Genomic DNA, 22,092 nt, shown 5'->3' with positions numbered 1-22,092 from the left:
TACGCGCAGTCAATAACCTGGTCCGGCTTACTGGTCGGTAATCGGCTGCATCGACCTTGTATGTCGCGCCATCTCCCCCACCAGGGATTTTGATTTGAGTCGCTGACGAAGACGGTCAATGCGCGATTCGATTAAAATCGAGATGGTTTTGCGAGCGCGCATGGCCGGTCGCTCGATGGAGAGCCATGATGGAAGTGCGACAGCCATGGCCAATATAGGCGAAAGCAGTGTCAGCGACCAGACATTCATGCTCGGTTGCGCCAACATCAATGTTTGTGTGATTGGCCAGCCGAAAATGTAAATTCCATAGGAAGGATCGATGCGGTTGGTGAGATTGCGCAGATGACCGATGGGTAGCTTAGCAAACCAGATATTAGCGTAACCCGTCGCAAAAAGCTAAGCGACTCGCTCAAGAGGAGATCCAATCGTGAACCAAAAGAAAGTGACTACCGCGACGATCGCTGTGGCACGACGCGCTGTGATGTCACGGATACTTGACCTGGGTCAAAGACTCCTCGTCGGCGCGAATTATAGTATCAAATACAATTATGTGGCGGCCGTCTTCGCCGCCGTGCAGATCAAGGTAGGTAGCTAAATCTTATGCGGCTTTTCCGCACCATCCTGGCACTCGCCATTGCGGCCTCGTTGGCGCTGTTGCCGATGGGCGCATCTGCCGCCGGCCGCAGGATGTCGTCGGACGACATGCAGGCCACCATGCACATGGTGGATCACGGCGGCATGTCGATGGACGATTGCTGTCCGGATGACGTGAAGGGATCGACCTCACACAAGGATGGCTACAAGTGCGGGATGGGCTTCTGCTGCATCGGCGGGACCAATGCACTAGGCGTCGTCCGCGCCGTTGCTTTCGAACCTCTCGCGATCGTGGCCACCACAATTGCCATTCCCGCCGACCAGGTGGTCACGGTCCACAGCGGCAGTCCTCCCTTCCGACCTCCTCGAGTCTGATCTCGCGACAGCCGACGCGCAGCACGCTTGCTCGCGACGACAACCGACGTGCGCCTCCAGTGCGCCACGAGATCAGATCATGAGGACAGGACAATGTTTTCCAAATTCAGTACCGCGGCTCTAGCCGCCACCCTTTCGCTTGCCGCTTTCGCAGCCATTGCAGGTGCCGGCGACTATTCGTTCGAGACGGTCAATCCGGAGATGAAGAAGGGCGACGACGTCACGCTCGGCGTTCGGTTGACCAACAAGCAGACCGGCAAGCCGGTGCCGGACGCGGTGATCTTCAAGACCCGCGTCGACATGGCCCCTGACGGGATGGCCGAAATGGAGTCGCCGGTGGCGCCGTTGCCGTCGAAGGAGCCGGGCGTATACGCCTTCAAGACGGACCTGCCGATGGCTGGCCGCTACCAGGTCACGCTGTCCGCGAAGGTGCAGGGCGAGTCCGAGACCGTCACCGGCAGGGTGATCGTCAAGGCGACGAAGTAAGCGTTCGGGCACCGCCTGACGGTGCCCGATATCCCTTTTCCATTCATAGGACGCGCGCTCTCCGGCGCGCGATACACGCCATGAAAACGCTGCGTCTCCTGACAACTCTCGCGCTAGGCGGTGGCCTGGCTCTGGGCGCCTATTGGTACTCGAACGGCGGGCGTTGGCCCGCTCTTGTCGGTGCAACCACGGCTGCGGTCGCCGTGGACCGGACTCCGCTCTATTACCGTGATCCGAGTGGCGCGCCGCTGTGGTCCGCAGGCTCGAAGAAGGATGATCACGGGCGGGACTACTTGCCCGTCTACGAGGATGATCAAGCCGCCGCCGAGCCCGCAAAGCCAAAACAGCAAGCGGATTCCGCGCGCAAGATTCTCTACTACCGAAATCCCATGGGCCTGCCCGACACCTCGCCGGTGCCGAAGAAGGACCCGATGGGGATGAACTATGTTCCCGTCTATGAAGGCGATGACGTCGATGACGGTATGGTGAAGCTTTCGCCGGGCAAGATCCAGCGCACCGGCGTGAAATCCGAGCCCGTCGAGCGGCACAGCATCCGCGTCGCCGTGAAGGCGCCTGGTACGATCCAGCTCGACGAACGCCGCGTCTCAGTGATCGCGATGCGTTCCGAGAGCTTCGTGCAGAAGGTCGCCGACGTGACCACCGGCACCCGCGTGAAGGCAGATCAGCCGCTGATGGAGATCTATAGTTCCACAATTGCTTCCGCGGCAGCGGAATATCTTTCCACCATCAACTCGAAAATTGTGGGTGGCATCGAGTTTTACGGTCGCGGTTCTCGCCAGCGGCTGATGAATCTAGATGTTCCGGAACCGGTCATCACCGCGATAGAAAAGTCTCACGTCGCCCCGGTCACGGTGCAATGGTCGGCACCACGCGACGGCATCGTGCTCGAACGCAACGCGATCGAAGGCATGAGGGCCAATCCTGGGGACGTGCTGTTTCGGATCGCCGACATCTCGGTGGTCTGGGCCCTCGTCGATGTGGCCGAGCGCGATCTCGGCAACATCTCGGTCGGTCAGCCGGTGACCATCCGTGCGCGAAGCTTCCCCGGCCGCACCTTTTCCGGAAAGATTGCGGTCATCTATCCTCAGGTGAATCGGGACACGCGCACGGCGCGCGTCCGGGTCGAATTGGCCAACCCGGACTTCGCGCTTCTGCCGGACATGTACGTTGACGCCGAGATCGACACCGCCGATTCCGCACCCGTTCTGGCGGTCGCCGATAGTTCGGTGCTCGACACCGGGAGCCGGCAGGCCGTCCTCGTCGACAAAGGCGACGGTCGCTACGAACCGCGGGAAGTGAAGCTCGGCCGCCGCGGCGGCGGCTACATCGAGGTGCGGGACGGCCTTGCAGCCGGCGAGGCGGTGGTCACCTCCGCGAACTTCCTGATCGATGCGGAAAGCAATCTGAAGGCGGCGCTGAAGGGTTTCGCTGAGGCTGGATCTCAAGCTCCCGCCGATGTCGGCCACGCGATGGGAGAGCACCAATGATCGCCCGCATCATCGCCTGGTCTGCGCGCAACCTGCTTCTGGTGCTGTTGGGCACCGGCTTCGCTACAGCCGCGGGCCTCTACGCGCTGGTTCACCTTCCGCTCGATGCTATCCCGGACCTCTCCGACACGCAGGTGATCGTGTACACCGAATATCCCGGACAGGCGCCGCAGGTCATCGAGGACCAGGTCACGTATCCGCTGACGACGGCGATGCTGACGGTGCCGAAATCGAAGGTGGTGCGGGGGTTCTCCTTCTTCGGCGCGTCGTTCGTTTACGTCATCTTCGAGGACGGAACGGACATCTACTGGGCCCGCTCGCGTGTCATGGAGTTCCTGAACAGTGCGACTTCGCGGCTTCCGGCCGGCGTTACCCCGACAATCGGGCCGGACGCCACCGGCGTCGGCTGGGTCTACCAGTATGCCGTCCTGTCCAAGGAATTGAACCTGGCGGAAACGCGCACGCTTCAGGACTGGAACCTAAAATTCGCGTTGGCGAAGGCTGAAGGCGTGGCCGAGGTCGCCAGCATCGGCGGTTTCGTCAAGCAGTACAACGTGGTCCTCGACCCGCAACGGATGCGCGACCGCGGCATCAGCATGCAGAAGATCCGCGAGGCGATCCGCGCCAGCAATGCCGATGTCGGTGGACGGACCGTCGAGCTCTCGGAGTTCGAATACGTCATCCGCGGCAAAGGCTACATCAAGAGCATCAACGATCTCGGCAACATCGTTCTGAAGAGCAGCAACGGCACGCCGGTGTTGCTGCGGGACGTTGCCAAGGTTGAGCTCGGGCCGGACGAGCGGCGCGGCATCGCCGAGCTGAACGGCGAGGGCGAAGTCGCAAGCGGCATCGTGCTCCAGCGTTTCGGCGTCAACGCCCTCGACGTCATCGAGAACGTCAAGAAGCGGTTCAAGGAGATCGCCAGCAGCGTGCCGAAATCGGTCGAGATCGTCCCCGTCTACGACCGATCCAATCTGATCTATGCGGCGATCGATACGCTCAAGCACACGCTGCTCGAGGAGAGCGTCGTGGTCGCGCTCGTCTGCATCGTGTTCCTGCTGCACGTCCGCAGCGCCCTCGTTGCCATCTTGATGCTGCCGGTTGGCGTGCTGATGGCGTTCGGCGCCATGAAGCTGCTCGGGCTGGGATCGAACATCATGAGCCTGGGAGGAATCGCGATCGCGATCGGCGCCATGGTGGACGCCGCCATCGTCATGATCGAGAACGCGCACAAGCATCTCGAGCGGGCTGGGCCGGATCAGTCCCGCGTCCAGATCCTGATCGACGCGGCGTCGGAAGTCGGCCCTGCACTGTTCTTCAGTCTGCTGATCATCACGGTTTCCTTCATGCCGATCTTCACCCTGGAATCGCAGGAGGGCCGATTGTTCAGTCCGCTGGCGTTCACCAAGACCTTTTCGATGGCCGCTGCGGCTCTGCTGTCCGTCACCCTGGTGCCTGCGCTGATGGTCATCTTCGTCCGCGGTAGGATCATCCCGGAGAGCAAGAACTTCATCAACCGCTTCCTGATCTGGATCTACCGCCCGGTAATCAAGGGCGTGCTGCGCGCCAAGACACTCGTCATCCTGGCCGCTGTGGTCGTACTCGCCATCACCGTCTGGCCGGCCCGGCAGCTCGGCACAGAGTTCATGCCGACACTGAACGAGGGGACGCTGCTCTACATGCCGACCACACTGCCCGGGATTTCGATCACCAAGGCTGCCGAACTGATGCAGACGCAGGACAGGATCATCAGGTCCTTTCCCGAGGTTGCATCCGTCTACGGCAAGGCGGGACGGGCGGCCACCGCGACCGATCCGGCGCCGACCGAGATGTTCGAGACCGTCGTGAACCTGAAGCCTAGGGAGCAGTGGCGTCCCGGCGTCACCGTCGACAGCCTCATCGCGGAGATGGACAAGGCGCTTCAATTCCCGGGCGTCTCCAATGCCTGGACCATGCCGATCAAGGCGCGCACCGACATGCTGTCGACGGGCATCCGTACCCCGGTCGGCGTCAAGGTGATGGGCACGGATCTCGCCGAGATCGACCGGTTGGCCAAGCAGATCGAGCGCGTGATCAAGACCGTTCCCGGCACCTCGTCGGCCTACGCCGAACGCGGCATCGGCGGATACTATCTTGAGATCGTCCCGGACCGCGAGGCGCTGGCCCGCTACGGGATCCTGATCCAGGACGTGCAGGACACCATCGCCGCTGCCCTCGGTGGCCAGACGGTTACCACGACGGTGGAGGGGCGGCAGCGGTTCACGGTGAACATGCGCTACCCGCGGGATCTCCGCGACAATCCGAACGCCATCGCCAGTGACATCCTGGTGCCGATGCCGGCCGGTGGTGCCGTGCCCCTCGGCGAGGTGGCCAAGGTCGAGCCGGCGCGTGGCCCCACCTCCATCCGGACCGAGAACGGCCAGCTTGCGACCTACATCTATGTCGACATCAGGGATCGCGACATCGGCAGCTACGTCGCCGACGCGCAAGTAGCGGTCAGCCAAAGCATCCAGTTTCCCGCCGGCTACTACGTCGTCTGGAGCGGCCAGTACGAATCTCTGCAGCGGGCCGCCGCCCGCCTGAGGACCGTCGTGCCGGTGACGCTCACGATCGTTTTTCTGCTGCTGTACCTGAATTTCAGGGCGATGACGGAAACCCTGATCGTGATGCTGTCGCTGCCGTTCGCACTGGTCGGTGGCCTCTGGATGATGTGGTGGCTCGACTTCAACCTGTCGGTCGCGGTCGTGGTCGGTTTCATCGCGCTTGCCGGCGTCGCCGCCGAGACCGGCGTCGTCATGCTGATCTACCTGGATCACGCGCTTACCGCGATGAAGGCGAAGCGGGCCGGAGAGGGGCGCACGTTCACACAGCAGGACCTCCACGATGCCATCATGGAAGGCGCCGTCGAGCGGGTGCGTCCCAAGATGATGACCGTGGTCGCCATCATGGCGGGCCTGTTGCCTATCATGTGGAGCACAGGCACCGGGTCCGAAATCATGCAGCGCATCGCCGTGCCGATGATCGGCGGCATGATTTCGTCCACGTTGCTCACGCTCATCGTGATCCCGGCAATTTTCGGCCTGGTGAAAGGGCGTGGGCTTGCCCGCGATGCCAGTGTGCCCGCAGGGACCTCATCGGTCGGCGACACGCAGGATGTTTCGAAAGCTGCATAGGACAAATGATCGGGACCGAAGAGAACAGACCATGACACTGGCAAAGCCCGGCGCTCCCTTAATCACGCGGAGATCACTTGTGAAGCTAATGCTCGCCATTGCGGTTGGAGCACCCGCGGCGGCGGTTGCGGACGAAGTCAGCATCACAGTGCATAAGGATCCCAACTGTGGATGCTGCTCGGGCTGGGTTCAACATGTTCGCGACGCGGGGTTCTCGATACGAGTGGAAGAGACCTCGGAGCTCGCGCTGGTCAGGAACCGTCTCGGCGTCCCCGCGGAGCTGGCGGCGTGTCACACGGCGGAGATTGCCGGATATCTGCTGGAAGGCCACGTGCCGGCACAGGCGATTCGACGCCTGCTATCCGAGCGTCCGAAAGCGAGAGGTCTTGCCGTGCTGGGCATGCCGGCTGGATCACCCGGCATGGAAGCCGCAAATCCGCAGCCTTATAGTGTGGTCCTGTTCGGATCGGAGGGCCACAAGCCGTTCATGCGTTTCAAGGGCGTGGTTGCGGCCGAGGAGTAGCGGGTGGTGATCATCGGTTCACACGGCACCGGGCAAGCAATGCAGAAATTTTCCGATTTGGGTGAAAAGCAGCGTGATCTGCGGCTTGACCTGTTCCGAGGGCTGGCGAATTGGCTGATTTTCCTCGGCCACGTTCCGGACAGCCTGCTGACGTGGTTCACCAGTCGGAATTACGGGTTCAGCGACGGCGCCGATCTTTTTGTGTTCATCTCGGGCTATACGGCCACCCTGGTCTATTCCCGAATGATGATCAAACGCGGGTTCGTTGTTGGTGCTACCCGCCTGTGGAAGCGCGCTTGGCAACTCTATGTCGCGCAAATGCTGCTCTTCCTGTTCTATACCGCCACGATCCACTACGTCGCCCATCAATGGGATCTCGGTCATCTCATGGATCAGTTCAACGTCGCAGGCCTGATGGACGATCCTGTCGATACGCTTGTCCAAGCTATGACGCTTCGATTCAAGCCGTTGAACCTCGACGTTCTCCCTCTCTACATCGTCTTGATGTCTGCCTTCCCGTTCGCACTCTGGCTGCTATTGCGCTGGCCGGACATGACTATGCTCGGTTCTGTTGCACTTTATTTTGTCGCACGTCGCTTCCAGTGGAATCTCACTTCGTATCCACGCGGATACTGGTATTTCGATCCCTTCACCTGGCAGCTTCTGTTCATGTTGGGGGGATGGCTCGCACTGAGTGGCGGTCGGCGGCTTCAGCGAATCGCGTCGTCGCCAATAGCCATGATAGGCAGTGTGACTTTCGTCGTCTTCGCCTTGTTGGTGACCCTGTCAGATTCACTGCCTGCCTTGCAGCCGCTCGTTCCGATTGAACTCAGGGTGCTTTTCGTGCCCAACGAGAAGACTTATCTTGCTCCCTATCGTGTGGTTCACCTGTTGGCGCTACTGGTGCTGGCGGTTAACCTCGTTCCTCGCAATTGGCCGGCGCTTACGTGGCCGCTCCTCCGGCCCCTCATCAAGTGTGGTCAGCAGTCGCTTGAAGTGTTTTGCGTCGGCATCTTTCTTTCCTTCGTCGCACATCTGGTTCTGATCACAACCTCCGACGGGGTCATCGTCGAGCTCATCGTCGGAACGTGCGGGATTTTGATCATGGTTGCCGTCGCTTACTACCGCAGTTGGTCCAAAGAAATCGATCGGCCGGCGTCAGGTGATGGTTCAATCCGGCCAGGATGCAGAACATGCGGCAGAACTGCATGTCCATGATGCAGCAGATGATGCGGGGCCATATGGGCGGCGCGATGGCCGGCATGCAAGCGCAGCCTGCCACTCAGTCCGCGGCGACGAAGGCCTACATGGAAGCGGCCGAGCGCATGCATGGCCCGATGACGGAGGGTCTGCAGGCGAGTGATCCGGATGTCGCATTCGTCCGCGGGATGATCCCGCATCACCAGGGCGCGATCGATATGGCCAAGGTCGTCTTGCAATACGGGAAAGACGATCAAACGAAGAAGTGGGCCAGCGACGTCATTCGCGATCAGCAGCGCGAAATCTCCGAGATGCAGGAGTGGCTCAAGAAAAACGCCCGCTAAGCGCAATCGGGCTGCCCGGCTTATTTCGGGCAGCCCACGAATTGGGGAGGAGCTTGTACGAACATGAAACTTACTTTTTTAGGTGCAGCTGGCACAGTCACCGGCTCCAAGTATCTGTTGGAGAGCCCAGGGCAGCGCTGGCTCGTGGACTGCGGTCTATTTCAAGGACAAAAGCCGCTGCGGCTCCGCAACTGGGAACGCCTCCCGATCGATCCAAAAACCATCGACGCGGTCCTGCTGACACACGCCCACATCGATCATTCGGGCTACTTGCCGCTTCTGGTCAGGAACGGCTTCCGCGGCCCGATCTATTGCTCATCCGCGACGGCTGATTTGTGCGAGATTCTCTTGCCAGACTCCGGTTATCTGCAGGAGAAGGACGCGGAGTTTGCCAACAGGCACGGCTATTCGAAGCACAAGCCTGCGTTGCCGCTGTACACCGAGCGTGATGCGCGTGCTGCGCTCAGCCACTTCAAACCTCTCTCGATTGATGAAGAGCATGCGCTCGGCGCGCACGTCTCGGTTACCCCCCGTCGTACCGGCCACATCCTCGGCGCCTGTTCCGTTCAGGTTGCCTCAAGCGATCTATCGATTGTTTTCTCCGGCGACCTCGGCCGGTACGATGATCCGATCCTCCACGATCCGACACCGGTCAGGCGAGCCGATTACCTCGTCGTGGAATCCACCTATGGCGACAGATTGCACGACAGGATCGATCCGGCCGCTGCCTTGGAGGAAATCGTGGCGCGCACGATCACCCGCGGCGGAACCGTGATCATACCCGCATTCGCGGTCGGCCGCGCTCAGAGCCTTCTGTACTGGTTCCGCCGCCTGAAAGATTCCGGGCGCTTGGGGAATGTCCCGGTGTTCCTGGACAGCCCGATGGCGGTGGATGCGAGCGAACTCCTCTGCCGTCACTTGCAGGACCATCGGCTTTCCGAGCACGAATGCCGGACCTCTTGTGATGTGGCGTCCTACGTCCGCAGCACGGAAGATTCCAAGGCGCTGACCGCAAATCCTGTTCCGAAGGTCATCATTTCAGCAAGCGGGATGGCTACCGGCGGCAGGGTCCTCCATCACCTCAAGAGCTACGCGCCCGATCCGAAGAGCACCATCCTGTTCGCGGGGTTCCAGGCAGCCGGCACCCGCGGCGCCGCTATGGTTTCCGGCGCATCGTCGGTCCGCATACATGGCAGCGACATTCCAGTTCGTGCCGAAGTGCAAAATCTATCAATGTTCTCGGCTCATGCGGATGCGACCGAAATTGTACGATGGCTCAGAGGATTTGAGCGCGCGCCTCGCATGACTTTCATCACCCATGGAGAGCCCACCGCAGCGGAAGCGCTGAAGCAAAGGATCAAGCAGGAGTTGGGCTGGGCTTGCAGCATCCCGAAACATCTGGAGAGCACAGAACTGTGAGCGCGATCGAAACGCTGTCAGGAGGGGTTTCGGTCAACCGAACTTCTCCATACCCACTCAGGGCCACCCGGCTCCGCATCCACACGCATCAAGAAGCGGTGGTCTACATGCGAACGGACTGTCATGTGTGTCGGTCCGAAGGCCTGACGCCTCAGTCGCGTGTGCTCTTGCGCGCGGGTGAGCGCGAGGCCATCGCGACCCTGCACCAAGTGGAATCAGATCTCCTGGCGAGTGACCAGGCCGGACTGTCGGAGATCGCCTGGGAGCGATTAGGCGTGGATGAAGGCGACTTGGTTTATGCCAGCCATCCCAGGCCGGTTGAATCTCTGAGTGCCGTTCGTCGCCGCATCTACGGCAATCGCGTCGACGAGCCGTCGCTCCAAGCCATCATAACCGACGTTGTGAAAGGCTCGTATTCGGACGTACACCTTTCATCGTTCATCACAGCTTGTGCCGCGTTTCCACTCGACCTGGATGAAACGATTGCGCTCACGAAAGCCATGGTCGATGTCGGAGAGAGACTGACTTGGTCGCAAACTCCTATTCTCGACAAGCATTCGGTCGGCGGCCTTCCGGGAAATCGCACCACTCCGATCGTTGTTGCGATCGTTGCGGCGCATGGGTTGACGATGCCGAAAACATCGTCGCGGGCAATAACGTCCCCTGCCGGGACAGCCGATACGATGGAGACGCTGGCGCCGGTCGACCTCGACTTGCCGGCCATCCGTCGCGTCGTCGAAAAGGAGGCCGGCTGCATCGTCTGGGGCGGCGCGGTGCGCCTCAGTCCTGCCGACGATATTCTGATCCGCATCGAGCGCGCACTCGACATCGACAGCGAGGGCCAGCTCGTGGCGTCAGTGCTCTCGAAGAAGATCGCAGCAGGTTCCTCTCATTTGGTCCTTGATATTCCGGTCGGACCAACTGCCAAAGTCCGGAGCGCGGACGCCGCGCGGGAATTGGCCAGCCGCCTTTCAGATGTAGCCGGCGCATTCGGCGTGCAGACCCGCATAATCGTTTCAGACGGGACTGAACCTGTTGGAGAGGGCATCGGGCCTGCGCTCGAGGCCCGGGATGTCCTCGCGGTGCTGCAAGGAAATCCGGACTCCTCACTCGTGTTACGCGATCGGGCGTGCACTCTGGCCGGCGCGCTCCTCGAACTCGGCGGTGTATGCGAGACGGGGCGCGGTCAATCGTTCGCGCTGGCTACGCTGAATGACGGCCGCGCCTGGGCCAAGTTTCAGCGGATATGCGAGGCGCAGGGAGGCATGCGCGTGCCGCCTGTGGCCAAACACCAATACCCGCTTGTTTCCCCGGGTTCTGGTTTGGTGGCGGGCATCGATAACCGCAAGATTGCCCGCTTGGCGAAACTCGCAGGCGCCCCGGAATCCAAAGCGGCCGGCGTATACCTCACAACCCATCTGGGTACGCGCGTTTCCGCGGGTGAGCCGCTTTGCATCCTCCATGCAGAAACGCCTGGGGCGCTCCATTACGCACTCGATTACGCGGCGGCCAATCCTGATATTATCGAGGTTACCGCTGAATGACCCAGGAAATCGTCATACCGCTGCCGGGTAACGACGCGCTCGCTACGTCGATCGCCAGACACCTCAATGTCGTGCGGGGCTCCCTGCAAACGCGATCGTTTCCAGATGAGGAGACGTACCTGCGGTTCGAGGATGAGCTGAACGGTCGCACTGTGGTCCTCGTATGCTCTCTAAATAGGCCGGACGCAAAATTCCTGCCGCTTGTTTTCGCGGCCGACGCCGCAAGAGACTTGGGTGCTGCAAAGGTGGTCTTGGTGGCGCCGTACCTTTGTTACATGCGTCAGGACCGACGCTTTCATTCTGGGGAGGCAGTTACTTCGGTCTCGTTTGCGCGCCGAGTCTCGTCAAGCTTCGACGGCTTAGTAACGGTAGACCCGCATCTACATCGCTACCGGACATTGGACGAAATCTATTCCATTCCCTCGCGCGTCGTTCATTCGGCGCCGGCAATTGCCGAATGGCTTTTGAACAACCAAAAGTCTGCGATCCTGATCGGACCAGACATCGAAAGCGAACAGTGGGTCAGTGACGTTGCTGGGCAAGCTCGCTCACCATACCGCGTCCTGCGCAAGGAGCGTTTTGGCGACCGAAACGTCAAAATAGAACTCCCCGATCTGACGGAATTCAGGAACGAAACACCTGTCCTCATCGACGATATCGTGTCATCCGGCCGCACCATGATTGAGACGGCCCGGCAATTGCGACAACAAGGATTTGGCGCCCCCGTCTGCATCGCAGTGCATGGGCTGTTCACAGCTGACACCGAGCGGGAGCTACTTGAAGTCGCTGCGCGGGTGGTCACCACGAACACGGTCCCGCATCACACCAACGGTATCGATCTTTCTCAGGCGATCACGGAGCAAGTAGCTGCTCTCTGCTGGCTTTGATCGATCCTGGAGGAATTCTATTGACCCACATCAAGTCTGAGGTTGCTGAGAGTAGGAAAAATACGAAAGGAGCACTGACATGACAAAGCTTCCATATCTACGAGCGATGTTCGCGACCTGCATGTTGTTTCAGGTCGTTTATGTGCTGTGCGTCTTTCTCTGGTTTGCGTTTCCCGACTTGAAAGGCCACGCAATGCTGCCGGCGATTTTTCCGAACTTCACCCTGCTGACGGTGGGCAGTTTCATCTATGGCCTGATCGCGAGCATGATCTATGGTTGGATCGCAGCAATTATTTTCGTCTTCTTCTACAATCTTTGGCCGCCAATCGCTGCAGCGCTGTTCGGCCAGCAAATCGCAGCCCGCTGAGAGCGATCGAAGGACTATATCCCCGGACACAAGGAGGTTTCTCAATGAGCACTTTGCGTGAATTTCTGGGCTCCAAGCTTGGCTTGGGCGTGTGCCTGGTCCTGGCAGCGCTAGGCGCATATCTTCTCTGGTCCCACACCGGGCATGTGCTTTCCGCACTGCCGTACGTCATACTGCTTGCCTGCCCCTTGCTTCACCTGTTCGGCCATGGGCACGGGCACGGAAGCCGGCATGCTCACGCTGATCATGCCTCACAAGAGTCTGGGAAGAGACCTACGCCGTAATGACGGAGCGGTGTTCCAAAGAGCCGAATGCTGGCCGTGTTCGGGTTGCAGACCTCACTTCCGCTCTTGGGATTGGCTAAACCACCGAGGCATTGGGGTATGGGATAGGGGCGTCCGACCACGCCTCAGGGAGAGCGGAGCCGAGAGATGGACCATGTGGCAGAAGACGAGCATGCACACAATTCCGCTCATCACATAGGGCGTAGCCGCGAGCCCGCGGCGCACAATGGTTCCGCCGTTCACGGAGAGCATGAAGGAGGTGGCAGACACGACAAGCATGCTGGCCACTCGATCGCAATGTTTCGCGACAGGTTCTGGCTGTCTTTCGTCCTCACGATTCCGACGCTCGTCTGGGGTCACATGCTTCCGCGGATATTCGGGTATACTCCGCCCGAATTTCCCGGCTCACCCTGGATCGCGCCAGCGCTCGGGACCGCCGTCTTTCTCTACGGCGGCTTGCCCTTCGTCCAGGGGGCAATCGGCGAGCTGCGAGCCCGCCTTCCAGGCATGATGACCCTGATCGCGTTGGCGATCAGCGTTGCTTTTGTCTTCAGTATCGCGGTGACGTTGGGCTTCCCAGGAACGCCGCTATGGGAGGAGTTGGCGACGCTCGTCACCATCATGCTCCTCGGTCACTGGATCGAGATGCGCTCAATAAATCAGGCGCAAGGCGCCCTCGCTGAACTCGCCAAGCTGCTGCCAGGCAATGCCGTGCGCATCACGCGGAGTGCGGATGGTGTGGAGCATACGGAAGACGTGCCGCTCGTGGCGCTAGTAGATGGAGATCTGGTGCTCGTCAGGCCCGGCGCAAGCATTCCCGCTGATGGTGAGGTGCGCGAAGGCCGCAGTAATGTCAACGAGTCAATGATCACCGGCGAGTCGCGGCCGGTTCTGAAAGCCGCCGGGGATCGTGTCATTGCCGGTACGGTAAACGGCGAAGGGTCGCTACGCGTGGTAGTGACCGGCACCGGTGAGCGGACGACACTTGCCGGAATTATGCGGCTGGTCGAACAGGCCCAAACGTCGCGCTCGCGAGCGCAAGTTATTGCCGATCGGGCGGCGTACTGGCTCACTCTCATAGCGCTCGGCGTCGGCGCAGTGACTTTCATTGTCTGGCTGATTCTCGGGGCCGAGCCGGCATATGCTGTGGAGAGACTCGTCACGGTCCTGGTCATCGCCTGTCCGCACGCACTCGGACTTGCCGTCCCGCTGGTCATCGCGATCTCCACGACGATCGGCGCCCGCAATGGCCTCCTCGTTCGAGATCGCCGAGGCCTGGAAGAGGCACGCTTGCTCGACACAGTGGTTTTCGACAAGACGGGCACGCTCACACTTGGGGAACACCGTGTCGTCGGGGCGCGTGCAGCCAAAGGTTTCGAAGAAGATGAAGCTTTGCGCCTCGCCGCTGGCGTCGAGCAGGACGCGGAACATCCGGTCGCCAAAGCCATCGTCGCCAGCGCGACCGAACGGGGCCTCACGGTCCCGCGCGTCACCGGCTTCGAGGCCCTCCCGGGCCATGGGGTGCAGGCGGACTTTGGCGGGCGTCGGCTAACGGTTGGTGGTCCAAATCTAATACGTCGCGACCAGATTGCGGTGCCCGCCGAGATCGAATCGTTCGCCGCCGAGGCAGCCCAACACGCGCAGAGCGTCGTTTACCTGGTTGAGAATAGGCAGGCGCTTGCAGCCTTTGCGGTCGCGGATGCAGTACGCCCAGAGTCCGCGGAAGCGATACGCCAGCTGCATGCACAGGGTATCGAGGTGGTCATGCTGACCGGCGATGCTCACGCGGTGGCGGATGCTGTCGGTCGGGAACTGGGGATCGATACCGTATTCGCCGAAGTGCTTCCTCAAGATAAAGTCGCCAAGATTCAGGAATTGCAGCAGCAGAATAAACGCGTCGCCATGGTCGGCGACGGCGTGAACGACGCGCCGGCGTTGGTGGCGGCTGACGTTGGAATCGCAATCGGCGCAGGGACTGAAGTAGCGGTGGAGGCGGGCGATGTCGTGCTGGTTCGTAGCGATCCACGTGACATGCCCCGCATCATTGCTCTCTCCCGGGCGACCTACCAGAAGATGGTACAGAATCTTTGGTGGGCATCTGGCTACAACATCGTGGCGATTCCGCTGGCCGCCGGCGTGCTGGCACCAGTGGGCATCGTACTTTCGCCCGCTGTCGGAGCCGTGCTGATGTCGGTCAGCACCGTCATCGTTGCCATCAATGCTCAACTGCTGCGACGAACGGTGCTCTAGGATGCATCGACAATAGGGTACGAAGCTTCTGGTGCACGTATCGACGAGCGAAGAATCTCGGAAATGTCGGCCTTGCGGTTGAATTTGCAGCCGTCGGTGCAGGGCGACTCGATTGCCATAGCTCAAGCCTTTGCGGCTTCAGGCTTGAGTCGAGGTGGGGCTTCGACCGTCTTCTCGGGCGTCGGCAGCAGCCGGGCGGAGTTGAGGATGAACACCAGCTCCGAGACGACATGGATGCCTGCCGCAAGCAGCGGGTTGAGGAAGCCGAAGGCGGCGAGCACAATGCCGATTGTGTCGACACCGATGGTGCCGGCGAAGTTCTGCCAGATGATGCCCCTTGTCCTTCTGGCAACGGCAAGCGTTTCGACGAAGCGCTCGAGATCGTTGCCCAGCAACACCACGTCGGCGCTTTCTTGGGCGACATCGGTGCCCGATCCCATGGCAACGCCGACGCTGGCTTCGGCGAGCGCAGGCGCGTCATTGACGCCATCGCCGACCATGGCGACCTTACGTTTCTGCGCAACGAGCGCTTTGACGCGCGCCAGCTTGTCCTCGGGCAGCAGTTCAGCCTCGATGTCCTTAATACCAAGGGCCGAGCCGACAGCCATTGCGACGTGGCGCGCATCGCCGGTCAGCAAAACAGTCCGGATACCCATTAGATGCAAGCCCTCGATAGCGCGCTTGGCTTCGGGGCGGACGGTGTCAGCGACCGCTATGGAGCCCAGCAAGCGGCCATCACGGGCGACAAGGATCTCGGAGCCCGTCGCGACGTCCTGACCAGGGGCGGTGGGCACGCTGATCCCATTCTCCGTCATCCAGATCTGATTACCGACCAAGATGGTAGCGCCAGCGACCTTGGTCGCGATGCCGCGGCCTAGTGTGTAGGCGAAGCTTGTTGGCTCGATCACGTTGCGGCCTTGGCTGCGGGCATAGGCGACGATCGCCTTGCCGAGTGGGTGCTCGGAACGCAGCTCGGCCGTGGCTGCAGCGTCGAGAAGCTCATCGTCAGTTGTGCCAGCGACGGGGGCAACTTGCTGCACTTCCGGGTGCCCGAAGGTCAGTGTACCGGTCTTGTCGAGCACGACGGTATCGACATGGCCCAGGGTCTCCAGATGCGCGCCGCCCTTGATGATAGCGCCAAGCCGGGCTGAGCGGCCGATGCCGCCGAGAATGGCGAGCGGCGTGCCGGCGGCGATGCCACAGGCGCCGGCGACGATGATGACCGAGATCGTCGAGTAGATGTCGCGCGTGATCAGGAATGTCAGGACAGCGGCGCCGAGCGCAAAATAAACGAGATAGCCGGCCAGACGGTCCGCGAGACGCTGGACCGGGGCGCGGGATTTTTCGGCTCGTTCAACCGCCTCGATGATCTTGCCGTAGCTCGTGTCACGGCCGATCCGTTCGGCGGCAACCTCCAGCGCACCTGACTGGTTGATGGAGCCGGCGAAGACGTGAGTGCCGGCCGTCTTCTCGACGGGCATGGATTCGCCGGTGATGCGGGATTCGTCGACGAAGGAATGACCTGAGAGCACGGTCCCGTCGACAGGAATGCGGCCGCCGGGCGCGACTAGGATGGCATCGCCGACCGACAATTCCTCCGCCGAGACTGACCGGATAGATCCGGCGCGGCGCACCGAGACCTCGCGTGGCAAGAACTCGAGAAGATCGCGGATCGCCTTGCGGCCACGGCCGACAGTCAGGCCCTCCAGAACCTCAGCGACCAGAACGAACAAGGTGATGACGAGCGCGGTGAAGAACTCGCCGATGGCGGCGGCCGCAGCGATTGCGATCGTCATCGACAGCTCCATTGTCATACGGCGCTCGACGATGTTTTCGAAGGCTTCCTTGAGGATGGGCCAGCCGCCGATCAGCAGGCCAACGACGCCGATGATGCTGACCGCCGAGAACGGCTCCCAGACCCTGAACCACACAGCCGCAGTTGCAATCGCGACGAGGGCGATGCGCAGGGCTTCGAGCCATTCGAAGGGATGGTCGTGATCATGGTCATGTTCATGGTCGTGGTGATCATGGTCATCGTGATGATGCGCCCCGGCCGCCGGTGCGATCAGTCGCGCCTCGATGGTATCGTTCACTGTCTGACGATGGGCTGCGTCCTGAACTGCCATGATGACAAACTCCGTTGTTACTTGAGGTAGGCGCGCACGACATCGATGAGCTCGGCGGCGCCTTCGTTGCGTTGCTCCTGGTCCAGATCGTGGTCGGCGACGTGCAGCAGGATGTGATCCTCGACCACCTCGGCCATCAGGCCGTTGATGGCGCCGCGCACGCCAGCGATCAGTTGCAGCACCTCGGCGCAGCCGGTTTCGTCTTCGAGTGCTCGCTCGACGGCTTCCATCTGGCCGCGAATGCGGCGCACGCGGTTCAGCAACTTTGTTTTCTCGCGGGTCGTATGCGACATGCGGTTCTCCCTCTCGGCCCGCAATATAATATACCCCACTATAATATTCTAGAACATCAGCCAAGGACCTGCGTTCGGCGCGTCCCTCTGCAGGTTTATTCTGAATGGCGCGTCACCCCTCTCAGGGGTTGGCTTCGAGGGTCGAGCGATGCTCCCCATTTTACGTTTCTCAGACTTGCGGCAACATTGTGCGGGCTCGTTTCGGCAGAGCCGGAAGCAGGTCTCGTCTATATTTCACCCACAGTGCCGTCCAAGGCCGTCGAATACTCCACCCTCGAATGGGTGGTTTGGTCCAACAAAAGGCGAGTTCACGTTCCTGCGGACGACTTTCCCGGGCTGTTGTGACCCGTGCCAATTTTCCTCTTGGGGAGAGCTACCAAGGCGCGGAGCCCCCCTTTGGGTCGATTTGAAAGGGTGAGCCGACCCCCATGAGCACGAACAATCGACTGGACGATCGCAAGCCCCAATCCCATCCCCCCGGTTTCCCGGCTGCGTGAGCTTTCCAGGCGGTAGAGCGGCTCGAAGACGTGCGTGAGTTCCTCCTCGGGAATTCCAGGGCCGGTGTCGTCGATCGTGATCTCGATCCCCTCCGCGGTTTCGCGGATCGTCGCCGTGGCGCTGCCACCATATTTCACTGCATTGTCGATCAGGTTGGTTAGCGCGCGCTTGAGGCTCGCTGGATCGCATTCGTAGATGACTGGCTGGGCCGCATCCGTGCTCACCGGGAGGCCGCTATCGGCGAGGTCGTCCGTTATGCTCGCCATGAGGGCTGTGAGATCGGTAAGTCGGCGTGGCGCCCGTTGTGCGCTGCCGCTCGCGAACTCCAGCGTTGCAGCAACCATGGAGTCCAGATCCGCTATGGTCGACAACATCTTTTCGCGTTCGGCCGAATCTTCGACGCTCTCTACCCGCAGCCGCAGCAGCGTCAGCGGCGTACGGAAATCATGGGAAATGGCAGCCAGCATCTTCGTGCGATCGTCGATCATGCGGCGCAAGCGCGACTGCATCACATTGAAGGCACGTGCCGCCTGTTGGGTCTCGACCGTCCCTGTTTCGGGCATCGGCGGTGCATTGAGATCCTCGCCGAGCCGCTGAGCGGCTTGGGCCAGAGCCGTCAGCGGCGCCGTCACCCGGCGCACGACCCAGAGCGTCACCAGAAGGGTGATCAGCGCCATGATCCCCATGGACACAAGGAAGCGTAGCGAAAAGGCTCTGCCGCTTTCCGGCAGGACGGTCACAAAGGTGAGCCATTGTCCATCTTGCATCGGAACGGCGACCTGCAACTCCCGAAAGCCTGCAAGAGGCCCCAGGCCGCCAACCCCTCGCATCATTGGATTCCGGTCCATCATCCGCTGGGCAAGGCCCACCATCATGCCGCGCGGCTGCGAGACCGAAACCAGCGGCGCGACGCTGCCATCGGCAGACAATTGCTCGGCCAGAAGCTGCTTTAGCGCCTCGGCCGCCGGCGCATCGGCCTCGGTCACCGACGTCTGTGGCGGCTTGGTGGCCAGTGCAACATTGAATGTCTGATCGCTGGAGGCCGCAACGATGCGCGCACGCCATTCGTGGGGTGCATCCCGCACCAAGCGAGTCAGATTTATGATGCGCTGGGTGATCACGACCCCGCCGACCGCACGCACGATTTGGCCGCGGTCCATGCTGTATATCCACGAGCCGACCAGGTTTGAGACGACGAGCCCGGCCAGGAGCACGAACAGAGTCTGGCCGAACAGGCCGCGGGGAATGAAGCGCCTCATTGTCTGCTTGTCTCGGGGGCGAACAGATAGCCGCCTCCCCAAACCGTTTTGATAATCGTCGGTTCGTTGGGATTTAGCTCCAGCTTCTTGCGTAGGCGGCTGACCTGGGTGTCGATGCTGCGGTCAAATGCGCTCGTTGCCCGGCCTCGAGCTAGGTCCAGGAGCTGGTCGCGACTCAAGACACGCTGAGGACGCTCGACCAGCGCTAGGAGAAGATCATACTCGCCGGTGCTGAGAGGCACCGTGACGCCATCCTCGCGAAGCAATTCACGCGCCCCGGTGTCGAGCCACCAGCGGTCGAAACGATAGCCAGCGGAGCGGTTGGTGCGATCCGGAGCATCGTCGTTGCGAGTCCGGCGCAGGACCGCCCTGATCCGGGCGATTAGTTCGCGGCTGCCGAAGGGCTTGGGGATATAATCGTCGGCTCCCACCTCGAGACCGACAACCCGATCGATCTCATCCCCCTTCGCGGTCAACATAATGATCGGGATGTTCGATTCGGCGCGCAGCGCTCGGCAAAGTGTGAGTCCATCCTCACCGGGCAGCATCAGGTCTAGAATGATGAGGTCGATGCGGGCGTCGGCCATGACCTTGCGCATCTCCCTGCCGTCGGTGGCAACACTGACGCGGAAGCCCTCTCTGACGAGCGCGCGTGAAACCAGTTCGCGGATTTCGCGATGGTCGTCTACGACGAGAATATGCGGGTTTCCTTGCATGAATTAGCCATAGCCGAACCGCGGTGCCTTTGCTGGCAAAAGATGAAACCAAATGTGTCCAAGGACGCGTCCGGCACACTTTGTCACAATTGGGCGCGTTCACCGGCAAACTTGGGTGACATCCTCCACAGCAAATGGCCAGCGAACAGCGGAGATGACCGCTGTCTGTTTGGAGAAGAGAAAACCATGACCAAGAACGCAAAACTCGTCACCGCTGCAACTGTCGCACTGCTCGTCAGCCTCGCGACAATGATTTCGTTCCATACCTACGGTTCCCAATCGTCCCTAATGTATTCCGGTTTCCAAGGGGCGCATCCCATGACGGCCATGTGGACTGAAATGGGATGGCTGATGGCGCTCGGGCCGATCGCGATGGTCCTGTTTTTCGGGGGCATCCTGACCCTGGTCGTCCTGTTAGTCCGGTCTCTCGTTAAGTCGGCCTGACACGCCCGCATAGCAAGGACTTCCGCGCTCAGTCGGTCCGATGGCGCGCACATCTGGTTTAAGCAGTGATGGCTGCTTCAGCACAGGGTGCGCGATGTCTCGACAATGACCGCGAGATTTGAACCCCCATGGAACACCGTTTTTCTTGTGAGAGGATGAGTTTATGACTGAGGCAATAGAAATCGTTCTGACGGCAGCGATTGTCGGTATCGGCGGCACAGTAGTTCTGGATCTGTGGTCCGCCTTCATGCAGCGCGCCTTCGATGTGCCGGCGATCAACTGGGCAATGGTGGGCCGCTGGGTCGGTCATATGCCCGAAGGCCGGTTCGTCCAGCCCGATCTGAAGCAGGCGGACCCGGTGTTTGGCGAACATGCGCTTGGATGGATCTTTCACTATGTCATCGGCGCCGGGTACGGGCTGCTGCTTGTCGCGATCTGGGGCGCTGGTTGGTTGCAGGCTCCCAGCTTTGCCCCGCCCATGATCCTCGTGCTGGTGCTGCTCGTCCTGCCCTTTTTCGCGATGATGCCAGGCATGGGCCTGGGGATCGCGGGGGCCAGGACACCGGAGCCGAACGTAACACGTCTGAAAAGTCTCGTTGGGCACTCCATCTTTGGCCTCGGCATGTAGTGACCGCGCTGATCGTCGAGGCCGGCATCGGCCACATATCGGCAGCGCTCGTGTGATCTCGACGGCTTGGTGCGGCATTTCGGAGCTTAGAAGCTCCTGGACCGGAGATGACGATGGCTCAGATGACACGACGTGACTTCCTCGCCGGTACCGCCGCAATCGGCGTGGCCGCGGGGGCTGGCTTGTGTCTCCAGCGGCTCGAAGCCACCGAACCGAACCCGCTTCGTATCCCTGAGCTCATCGATGCCCGGCAGCAAGCGAATGGCATTACCTTGAAAGCCCAGGAGGGTCGCACGTCCTTTTTCACAGGACGCGGATCGGCGATGAATACGATAGGCTTGGAAGGAGGCTCAAAATGAGCGCAGGTATCGCTCCGCTGCACTGGCGCTGATTATGATTATCATGGGCAACGGGCCGTTGGCGCTGATCGGAGCCGTCGTTGCGCTTTGGATCGCCGGCCAGCCGCTGCTGACCGGCACATCCGTTATCTCCATTCCGAGCGAACCGAAAGATGCGGGCAGATCATCACCCCTGTCGCAGGCAAAGTTCAACTGAACAGGAGCTTTCCATGAAAGGGCAAGCGGCGTCCGAACGTGGCGAGCGGGCAGGAGAGAAATCTTGCTCGCCCGGAACTGATCTTCCAAAATGCAATTAAGGCTGTGGGGTTTCAGAAGGAGATTTGAGATGCGAACGCATGTTCTTGTTCTTACCGCCTCTGCATTTATTCTGGCCGGTGCGGCTACATCCGCAATTGCGCAGCAAAGTGTCGGTAGTCCGATGATGCAGCGGCCGAGCCAGGAGCAAACGCAGCAGCAGGTCCCGGGTCAGGGGAGCATGGCCGGCCAACGAGGCATGATGGGGCAAGGCAATATGATGGGCATGATGGGGCAGCGGGGAATAGGAGGTGGTGTGCCGGCGCCGATGGGCATGATGGGCCGCCCTTTCATGATGCGCATCATGTTCATTCTGATGGATGCCGATGGTGACGGGACTGTGTCACTGCAAGAGTTTCAGGCGGCTCACGAGCGCATCTTCAAGGCAATGGACTCCAACAAGGATGGTCGCCTCACCTTTGACGAGATGCAGTCCTTCATGCAGGGCTCCGGAGGATCGCTGCCGCAGCAGTAGCGTGGCGGAGCACCGCCTCACGGGGCAGTTCGGCGTGTAAGTATCC

23 protein-coding genes are annotated in these 22,092 nt (G+C 60.9%); 19 read left to right on the top strand and 4 right to left on the bottom strand.

Translation table 11 applies throughout. The features are described 5' to 3' along the window. Window positions 1–118: 118 nt before the first annotated feature. The 14 genes from HMPREF9697_RS21305 to HMPREF9697_RS04460 all read left to right on the top strand — a co-directional run bounded on the left by HMPREF9697_RS21305 (window position 119) and on the right by HMPREF9697_RS04460 (window position 14,954). Window positions 119–301 (top strand): hypothetical protein, encoded by a 183-nt coding sequence (locus tag HMPREF9697_RS21305; RefSeq protein ID WP_040307807.1) that lies wholly within the window; start codon window positions 119–121, stop codon window positions 299–301. 299 nt (window positions 302–600) lie between these two features. Next, complete coding sequence (locus HMPREF9697_RS04515; protein WP_002715975.1) at window positions 601–969, top strand: hypothetical protein; 369 nt, start codon at window positions 601–603, stop codon at window positions 967–969. A 93-nt stretch (window positions 970–1,062) separates the two neighbouring features. Then, window positions 1,063–1,455, top strand: a complete 393-nt coding sequence (locus HMPREF9697_RS04510) for a FixH family protein (protein WP_002715974.1) — start codon at window positions 1,063–1,065, stop codon at window positions 1,453–1,455. Window positions 1,456–1,535: 80 nt separating this feature from the next. Next, a complete protein-coding gene (locus HMPREF9697_RS04505) occupies window positions 1,536–2,963 on the top strand; it encodes an efflux RND transporter periplasmic adaptor subunit (protein ID WP_002715973.1) in 1,428 nt (475 codons plus the stop codon). Further along, window positions 2,960–6,136, top strand: coding sequence for an efflux RND transporter permease subunit (locus HMPREF9697_RS04500; RefSeq protein WP_002715972.1), 3,177 nt, complete (start codon window positions 2,960–2,962; stop codon window positions 6,134–6,136). The genes HMPREF9697_RS04505 and HMPREF9697_RS04500 overlap by 4 nt, the downstream gene beginning before the upstream one ends. Before the next feature lie 88 nt (window positions 6,137–6,224). Further along, window positions 6,225–6,659 (top strand): DUF411 domain-containing protein, encoded by a 435-nt coding sequence (locus HMPREF9697_RS04495; RefSeq protein ID WP_115622215.1) that lies wholly within the window; start codon window positions 6,225–6,227, stop codon window positions 6,657–6,659. A 3-nt stretch (window positions 6,660–6,662) separates the two neighbouring features. Continuing rightward, entirely contained in the window at window positions 6,663–7,877 is a 1,215-nt protein-coding gene (locus HMPREF9697_RS04490) for an OpgC domain-containing protein (protein ID WP_002715970.1), read from the top strand. Continuing rightward, entirely contained in the window at window positions 7,877–8,203 is a 327-nt protein-coding gene (gene copM, locus HMPREF9697_RS04485; protein WP_244597872.1) for a CopM family metallochaperone, read from the top strand. The genes HMPREF9697_RS04490 and copM overlap by 1 nt, the downstream gene beginning before the upstream one ends. A gap of 63 nt (window positions 8,204–8,266) precedes the next feature. After that, complete coding sequence (locus tag HMPREF9697_RS04480) at window positions 8,267–9,622, top strand: MBL fold metallo-hydrolase RNA specificity domain-containing protein (RefSeq protein WP_002715968.1); 1,356 nt, start codon at window positions 8,267–8,269, stop codon at window positions 9,620–9,622. Next, window positions 9,619–11,166, top strand: a complete 1,548-nt coding sequence (locus HMPREF9697_RS04475) for a thymidine phosphorylase family protein (RefSeq protein ID WP_244597870.1) — start codon at window positions 9,619–9,621, stop codon at window positions 11,164–11,166. The genes HMPREF9697_RS04480 and HMPREF9697_RS04475 overlap by 4 nt, the downstream gene beginning before the upstream one ends. Beyond that, window positions 11,163–12,053 carry a ribose-phosphate pyrophosphokinase gene (locus HMPREF9697_RS04470; RefSeq protein WP_002715966.1) on the top strand — a complete coding sequence of 297 codons (891 nt, stop codon included), beginning with the start codon at window positions 11,163–11,165 and terminating at the stop codon, window positions 12,051–12,053. Before HMPREF9697_RS04475 ends, HMPREF9697_RS04470 begins: the two co-directional genes overlap by 4 nt. 79 nt (window positions 12,054–12,132) lie before the next feature. Next, a complete protein-coding gene (locus HMPREF9697_RS04465; RefSeq protein ID WP_002715965.1) occupies window positions 12,133–12,420 on the top strand; it encodes a hypothetical protein in 288 nt (95 codons plus the stop codon). Window positions 12,421–12,464: 44 nt separating this feature from the next. Beyond that, window positions 12,465–12,704: a DUF2933 domain-containing protein gene (locus HMPREF9697_RS20305; protein WP_002715964.1), complete on the top strand. Its 240-nt coding sequence runs from the start codon at window positions 12,465–12,467 to the stop codon at window positions 12,702–12,704. Between the two features lie 147 nt (window positions 12,705–12,851). Continuing rightward, complete coding sequence (locus tag HMPREF9697_RS04460) at window positions 12,852–14,954, top strand: heavy metal translocating P-type ATPase (RefSeq protein WP_002715963.1); 2,103 nt, start codon at window positions 12,852–12,854, stop codon at window positions 14,952–14,954. A 122-nt stretch (window positions 14,955–15,076) separates the two neighbouring features. Here HMPREF9697_RS04460 and HMPREF9697_RS04455 read toward each other — a convergent pair whose 3' ends face one another. The 4 genes from HMPREF9697_RS04455 to HMPREF9697_RS04440 all read right to left on the bottom strand — a co-directional run bounded on the left by HMPREF9697_RS04455 (window position 15,077) and on the right by HMPREF9697_RS04440 (window position 19,846). Next, window positions 15,077–17,080 (bottom strand): heavy metal translocating P-type ATPase, encoded by a 2,004-nt coding sequence (locus HMPREF9697_RS04455; RefSeq protein ID WP_002715962.1) that lies wholly within the window; start codon window positions 17,078–17,080, stop codon window positions 15,077–15,079. A 17-nt stretch (window positions 17,081–17,097) separates the two neighbouring features. After that, window positions 17,098–17,373, bottom strand: coding sequence for a metal/formaldehyde-sensitive transcriptional repressor (locus HMPREF9697_RS04450; protein WP_002715961.1), 276 nt, complete (start codon window positions 17,371–17,373; stop codon window positions 17,098–17,100). Window positions 17,374–17,681: 308 nt separating this feature from the next. Next, the gene (locus HMPREF9697_RS04445; RefSeq protein WP_002715960.1) at window positions 17,682–19,130 is read right to left on the bottom strand and encodes an ATP-binding protein; all 1,449 of its coding nucleotides are present in this window, start codon (window positions 19,128–19,130) and stop codon (window positions 17,682–17,684) included. Further along, complete coding sequence (locus HMPREF9697_RS04440) at window positions 19,127–19,846, bottom strand: response regulator (protein WP_002715959.1); 720 nt, start codon at window positions 19,844–19,846, stop codon at window positions 19,127–19,129. The genes HMPREF9697_RS04445 and HMPREF9697_RS04440 overlap by 4 nt, the downstream gene beginning before the upstream one ends. Window positions 19,847–20,032: 186 nt before the next feature. Between HMPREF9697_RS04440 and HMPREF9697_RS04435 the strand changes: the two genes are divergently transcribed. The 5 genes from HMPREF9697_RS04435 (at window position 20,033) to HMPREF9697_RS04420 (ending at window position 22,046) form a co-directional block, all read left to right on the top strand. Beyond that, window positions 20,033–20,290 (top strand): hypothetical protein, encoded by a 258-nt coding sequence (locus HMPREF9697_RS04435; RefSeq protein WP_002715958.1) that lies wholly within the window; start codon window positions 20,033–20,035, stop codon window positions 20,288–20,290. A 163-nt stretch (window positions 20,291–20,453) separates the two neighbouring features. Continuing rightward, window positions 20,454–20,918 carry a DUF2938 family protein gene (locus HMPREF9697_RS04430; RefSeq protein ID WP_002715957.1) on the top strand — a complete coding sequence of 155 codons (465 nt, stop codon included), beginning with the start codon at window positions 20,454–20,456 and terminating at the stop codon, window positions 20,916–20,918. A 113-nt stretch (window positions 20,919–21,031) separates the two neighbouring features. Beyond that, a complete protein-coding gene (locus HMPREF9697_RS04425; protein ID WP_002715956.1) occupies window positions 21,032–21,277 on the top strand; it encodes a twin-arginine translocation signal domain-containing protein in 246 nt (81 codons plus the stop codon). A 43-nt stretch (window positions 21,278–21,320) separates the two neighbouring features. Next, entirely contained in the window at window positions 21,321–21,473 is a 153-nt protein-coding gene (locus HMPREF9697_RS20800) for a hypothetical protein (RefSeq protein ID WP_157223243.1), read from the top strand. 129 nt (window positions 21,474–21,602) lie between these two features. Then, entirely contained in the window at window positions 21,603–22,046 is a 444-nt protein-coding gene (locus HMPREF9697_RS04420) for an EF-hand domain-containing protein (protein WP_002715954.1), read from the top strand. Window positions 22,047–22,092: the final 46 nt, after the last annotated feature.

Origin of the sequence: Afipia felis ATCC 53690, assembly GCF_000314735.2 — a bacterium.
Lineage (GTDB): Bacteria > Pseudomonadota > Alphaproteobacteria > Rhizobiales > Xanthobacteraceae > Afipia > Afipia felis.
The sequence above is the reverse complement of the archived record's forward strand: the minus strand, read 5'-3'. Positions and strand labels throughout refer to the sequence as shown.